This is a genomic window from Streptomyces cinereospinus, from assembly GCF_042430725.1.
In the GTDB taxonomy this organism is placed as follows: domain Bacteria; phylum Actinomycetota; class Actinomycetes; order Streptomycetales; family Streptomycetaceae; genus Streptomyces; species Streptomyces cinereospinus.
The window spans coordinates 1-5,130 of sequence record NZ_JBHMCY010000139.1 but is presented as its reverse complement, the minus strand read 5'-3'; the positions used below and the strand labels follow the sequence as shown (position 1 = coordinate 5,130).

Sequence of the window (5,130 nt, the reverse complement as noted above, 5' to 3'; positions counted from 1 at the left end):
GCATGGTCTTTGAACCAGAACCTGCCCGACCCCATGGCCACCCTCATGAGCGCCTAGTGCCGCGGCTGGCAACGTTCGCGCGACGGGGCGAACGTTGCCTGCCGCGGCACCAGCTGCCCCGACTCGCACCTCCCATCCTCCGGGAGACCGAGAACGACCTTGCAGGAGTGTCAGCTATGACCAAAGTCGACATCATCGTCGCCAGCACGCGTCCGAGCCGTATCGGCCACCTCATCGGCGACTGGATCGCAGCGGAGGCCGCGTCGTTCGGCGGGTTCGCCGCGGTCGAATTGGTGGACCTCGCCGTACTCGGCTTGCCGTTCATGAACGAGCCGCACCACCCCCGCCTGAAGCAGTACGTCCACCAGCACACACGTGACTGGAGCGCCAAAGTCTCCGAAGCCGACGCCTTCATCTTCGTCATGCCGGAGTACAACCACGGCTACAACGCGGAACTCAAGAACGCCATCGACTACCTGAGCCAGGAGTGGCAGTACAAACCGGTCGGCCTGGTCAGCTACGGGGGCGTCTCCGCCGGCACCCGGGCAGCACAAATGATCAAGCAGGTCGTCACCGCCCTGAAGATGACACCGGTGCTCGAGGCCGTCTCCCTCCCTTCGTGCAGCAGTTCATCACCGAGCAGGGCGAAGTGCGGCTCAACGATGTGATGACCCAATCCGCGAAGGCGATGATGGAGGAACTCCTGCGTGTGGCCGAGGCATTGCGCCCACTGCGCAGCACCGCCTCGTGACGCGGCCGGACGACGCCGCAGGAGCACGACGGCCCCGGGCGGTGTGCCACCGCTTCCACATCGCTGTGCATCCGTAGCCCCGTCGAGGACGGACTCCTCCCCCCGCCCACACCGGCCCGCGCCGCCGCCTGGGACACCGTGCGGCCACGGGCGGTGGCCGGGCTGCGGATGCCGGACGTGGGTGACCATGCCTGGGTGATACCGAGGTGAGTCGTGGGGGCGAGGAAGGGCAGCACCACCGTCACCGTCGAGGGCTGACGCGAAACCTCTGGGACTTGCCCGAGGCTGAGGCTTGATATATGTGATAACGTTTTGCCAAGTGGCAGGCAGACCCGAAGGGGGCGCTGTGGCGGAAGTGAGCGCGAGCGGCGTACGCCGCGTGCAGTCCCGCTCCCTGGTCGAAGAGGTCACCAGGGAGATCCGCCGGTCGATCCTCGCCGCCGATCTGCGCCCCGGACAGGAGTTCTCCCTGCGCGAGATCGCCGGGCGCCTGGGGGTCAGCATCATCCCCGTGCGGGAAGCCCTGCACCGGCTGGAGGGGCAGGGGCTTGTCGTCACTCCCCGCGGGAAGAGCGCGACGGTCGCCCCACTCAGCCGCGTCGACCTGCGCGCCATTTATCGTCTCCGCCGGCAGATCGAACCGGAACTCGTCGGAAGGGCCTGCCTGCTGCTGACCGAGGCCGACCACGCCCGGCTCCGGGAGCACCTGGCCGTCTTCGGCGACGTGAGCCTCGGGCTCGACGAGATCTACGAGGCCCATCACGAGTTCCACCTCGATCTGCTGCGCCCCGCGGCCACCGATTGGGACCTTCGCGCGCTGGGCATGCTCTGGCACGCCACCGAACGCTATGTGCGCCTCGCCTTCGGCGGGCGCGACAGCGACCTGGACGAGCCCAGGCGCCGGGAAGAGGCACACGCCCAGCTCCTGGCGGCGGTGGCGGAACGGGATCCCGGTCGCGCCGCTCAGGCGCTCCTGCACCACCTCGACACCAACGAGCAGCTCGCCCAGCAAGGCATCGCCGCGGTCGCCGACTGACGTGGCATCACTCCAGCCGTGGACCGTGGTCTTTCGGCCGGGGCTGCGAGCGGACGGCCGGATCCAGGGCGGATCGAAGGAGAGGACGACGGCCGGCTGGACGAGTCCGGCGCTGCCGCATACCGGGGTGGCCGCACACGGCCTTGCCGATCACTTCGCTGGACCGGTGAGCTGTTGGGGGTCTCGCACCGGGGCGCCCTGACGCACCCCATGGCACCGCGGTCCGCCCCGCCGCCGCATGTTCGGTTCGTGCCCCAGACGCCGACACCGCCCGACCTGCCCTGAGCGACCGGCAACGAGGTCCGCAGGAGCCGCTCGCACCCGGCGCCGCACCACCCGGTCGGACCTCCGTCAGCCAGGCCCGCGCCACCATCCCGTCAGGACTCCCCACAGCACGCAGGGTGGACTTCCTCAGGACGCGGAGCCCGATCGGTGTTATCACATATGACGCCAGGGTTCGGCCGCGACCCGATCGAGGCTCGACAAACCACCCCCAGGCGCAGCGCCTTGACCTGCCACAATGCCGACAGAGCACCCCGCAGTGAAGGGGGAGCGCCTTGATTCGCGGGCAGAACCGCTTCGAGGAGCCCTCTTACTGTTATCACATATGACGATCTAGAGTGAGGCCCGACACGGCCGGTCGAACGCACAGACACAGGGCTCTGAGCTGCCAGAACGGCAGCTGGGCCCTACGTCACACGGGTAAGCCTCTTGAACCCAGGGGCAAAAAACCCTCCGTACCACCCCTTGTTGTTATCACATATGACACCTATGAGGCGGCACGGTCGGTCGGACGCCCAGGTGCAAGCACAGAGCCGGAGTTGTCGGGACGTCGGCCGTGCAGCACCAGCGGAGTCGTGAGTCCTTTCCGCGTGTGATCTCGCATCCACGCCGTCCCCACCCTTGCAAGGAGCCGAGCATGGTGGATGACCAGCAATTCCGTGATCTGATGGCCGGTGTCTGCGCTCCGGTCACCGTGGTGACCGCGGTGGAGGAGGGGCGTCCGCACGGTGCCACGGTCAGTGCGTTCGCGTCACTGTCGCTGCGCCCCCCGATGGTGACCGTAGCCCTGGACAGCGCCTCACAGCTTCTGGCCCGGATCGAGCGGACCGGCCGTTTCGGGATCAACGTACTCGCCCATGCCCAGGACGAGCTGGCCATGGGTTTCGCCCGCCGCAGTGAGAACCGGTTCGCCCAGGTGGAGTGGAGTCTCGACCACGGGCTCCCACGGCTGTCGGACGCGCCGAGCTGGATCGTGTGCGACCTTGCCCAGAGCGTCCCTGGCGGGGACCACGTACTGCTGCTCGGGGCGGTCGCGCACGCGGTGACCCGGACCGCGCCGCCGCTGGTGTACGGATACCGCGCTTTCGGCACGCACTCCCGGTTCTCGCAGCGGCCCCGCCGTCCCATCACCGACCAGCTGCTGGCCTGTTCTCGGTGATCAATCGGGAACGGCCCCCGCTGTCCCACGGCCCACGCGTCACAGCCCCCGTACATCACCACGCACGTACTCGGACACCCGTCGAGGAGAACGACATGACCGCCATGGCTTCCACCCAGCTCATTCCCGCGCCGCAGGACGCGGCGGAACGAGCCGCTCTGGTCGCCCGAGCCGCCGAACTCCAGCCTCTCCTGCGTGAGCACGCCGCCCGCACCGAGGCCGACCGCCGCGTGCCACAGGAGGTGATCGACGCCATCACCGAGGCCGGCCTGTTCAAGACGGCCGTCCCCAAGCGCTACGGCGGCTACGAGGCGGGCATCAGGACCATGCTGGACGTGTCCTCGACCGTGGCGGAGGGGGACGGTTCCGCCGCCTGGGTGGTCACGCTGACCAACATCTGCGCCTGGCTCACCGGCCTGTTCCCGCAGCAGGCACAGGACGACGTCTTCGGCGCCGACCCCGACGCTCGTGTCTCCGGCGTCCTGGCTCCCACCTCCACCACCCGCAAGGTGGACGGCGGGTGGCGCGTGACCGGCCGCTGGTACTACAACTCCGGCTCGCTGCACGCGACGTGGGCGGTCCTCGGCGTCCCCCTGACCGACGAGGCCGGTGAGACCATCGACCAGAGCCTGGTCCTGATCCCGGTGTCGGAGATGACGATCGAGGACACCTGGTTCGTCGCCGGTATGAAAGGCAGTGGCAGCAACTGCCTCATCGCCGATGACGTGTTCGTCCCCGAACACCGGGTGATGTCCGTCCCCGCCGCCATCGAGGGCGACTACCCCAGCGAGAACCAGGACGACGAGCCCTTCTACCGCTCCGCGTTCGTGCCGATCCTCGCCCTGGTCCTGGCCGGGCCGCAGCTCGGACTCGGCCGGGCGGCGCTGGAGATCGTCCGGGCCAAGGCAGGGGCGAAGCCGATCTCGTACACCTTCTTCGACGCCCAGGTCGAGTCGGTGACGTTCCAGAACCAGATCGCCCAGGCCGCCATGATGATCGACACCGCGCACCTGCACGCCTACCGCGCGGCCGACGACATCGAACGGGCCGCGGCCCAGGGCACCTACCCCGACACACTGACCCGGGCCCGGGTGCGGGCCGACACCGGGCGCGCCATCGAGCACGTGACCCAGGCCATCGACGCGCTGCTGTTCGCCCACGGAGCCGCCAGCTTCGCCGACGTCAACCCGCTGCAGCGCATCTGGCGCGACTCCGCCGTCGCCGCCCGGCACGCGGTCACCCTGCCCGCCGTCAGCTACGAGGTCTACGGCAAGGCCCTGCTGAACGTCGACGAAAAGATCACCCCGCTGGTGTAGCGGGCCCTGATGGGCTCGACCCCGGCTTGCTGTCCCGGTTGCCAGGCGCTCACCTTCCGGCACGCCGGAGCGTCCGGACGCGCCGTGCCCCCCACCCCGCGAAAGGTGCGCTCCGGGCAGGTCGTTCCCCGGCCACGCCTCGACGGTCCCGGCCCGTTCACCCCGGACGAGCCGGTACACCCCGACGACCTGGAGCGCGTTGTCACTCACCGGCGAGGCGGCGCAGCAGCGCCGCGTCTGCGGCATGACTTCCGCGCGCGGCCCCGGCCTGCGTGCCCGCCTGTCGGCGATCGTCCCGCTGCTGCCCGGCGATGTCGTCCGCACCGGCCCTTGCCGGTATCCGCCCCGGCCGGATCCCGCCGCGCCGGATCACCCCCGGGGACGAACCGGCCAGCATGATCGAAGGCATCGGCGAGCCGCGCCGGCGCCTCACCGACCGAACCATCCCGCGCCTGGTACCCGGACTCCGGGACGAGAGGCGCCGCACCACGCCCACCGTGACACCCGCACCGGCGGAGCACACCGCCGGCATCGATCAAGGAGGATCGACATGGCCGCCCCCAAGTTCGCCCACGTGGTGTTCCAG

Annotated in this window: 4 protein-coding genes and 1 pseudogene; 4 read left to right on the top strand and 1 reads right to left on the bottom strand. The window is 69.5% G+C overall.

Annotated elements, in window-relative coordinates; translation table 11 throughout:
* The first annotated feature begins 176 nt into the window (after window positions 1-176).
* The 4 genes and pseudogenes from ACFF45_RS34950 (at window position 177) to ACFF45_RS34935 (ending at window position 4,544) form a co-directional block, all read left to right on the top strand.
* Window positions 177-751 (top strand): annotated as a pseudogene (locus ACFF45_RS34950) (NADPH-dependent FMN reductase).
* A gap of 346 nt (window positions 752-1,097) precedes the next feature.
* On the top strand, window positions 1,098-1,787 hold the full coding sequence (locus ACFF45_RS34945; RefSeq protein ID WP_381351045.1) for a GntR family transcriptional regulator: 690 nt from the start codon (window positions 1,098-1,100) through the stop codon (window positions 1,785-1,787).
* A 919-nt stretch (window positions 1,788-2,706) separates the two neighbouring features.
* Window positions 2,707-3,228, top strand: coding sequence for a flavin reductase family protein (locus ACFF45_RS34940; protein ID WP_381351044.1), 522 nt, complete (start codon window positions 2,707-2,709; stop codon window positions 3,226-3,228).
* 95 nt (window positions 3,229-3,323) lie between these two features.
* Window positions 3,324-4,544 (top strand): acyl-CoA dehydrogenase family protein, encoded by a 1,221-nt coding sequence (locus ACFF45_RS34935; protein ID WP_381351043.1) that lies wholly within the window; start codon window positions 3,324-3,326, stop codon window positions 4,542-4,544.
* A gap of 202 nt (window positions 4,545-4,746) precedes the next feature.
* Here ACFF45_RS34935 and ACFF45_RS34930 read toward each other — a convergent pair whose 3' ends face one another.
* Entirely contained in the window at window positions 4,747-4,953 is a 207-nt protein-coding gene (locus ACFF45_RS34930) for a hypothetical protein (RefSeq protein WP_381351042.1), read from the bottom strand.
* Window positions 4,954-5,130 lie beyond the last annotated feature (177 nt).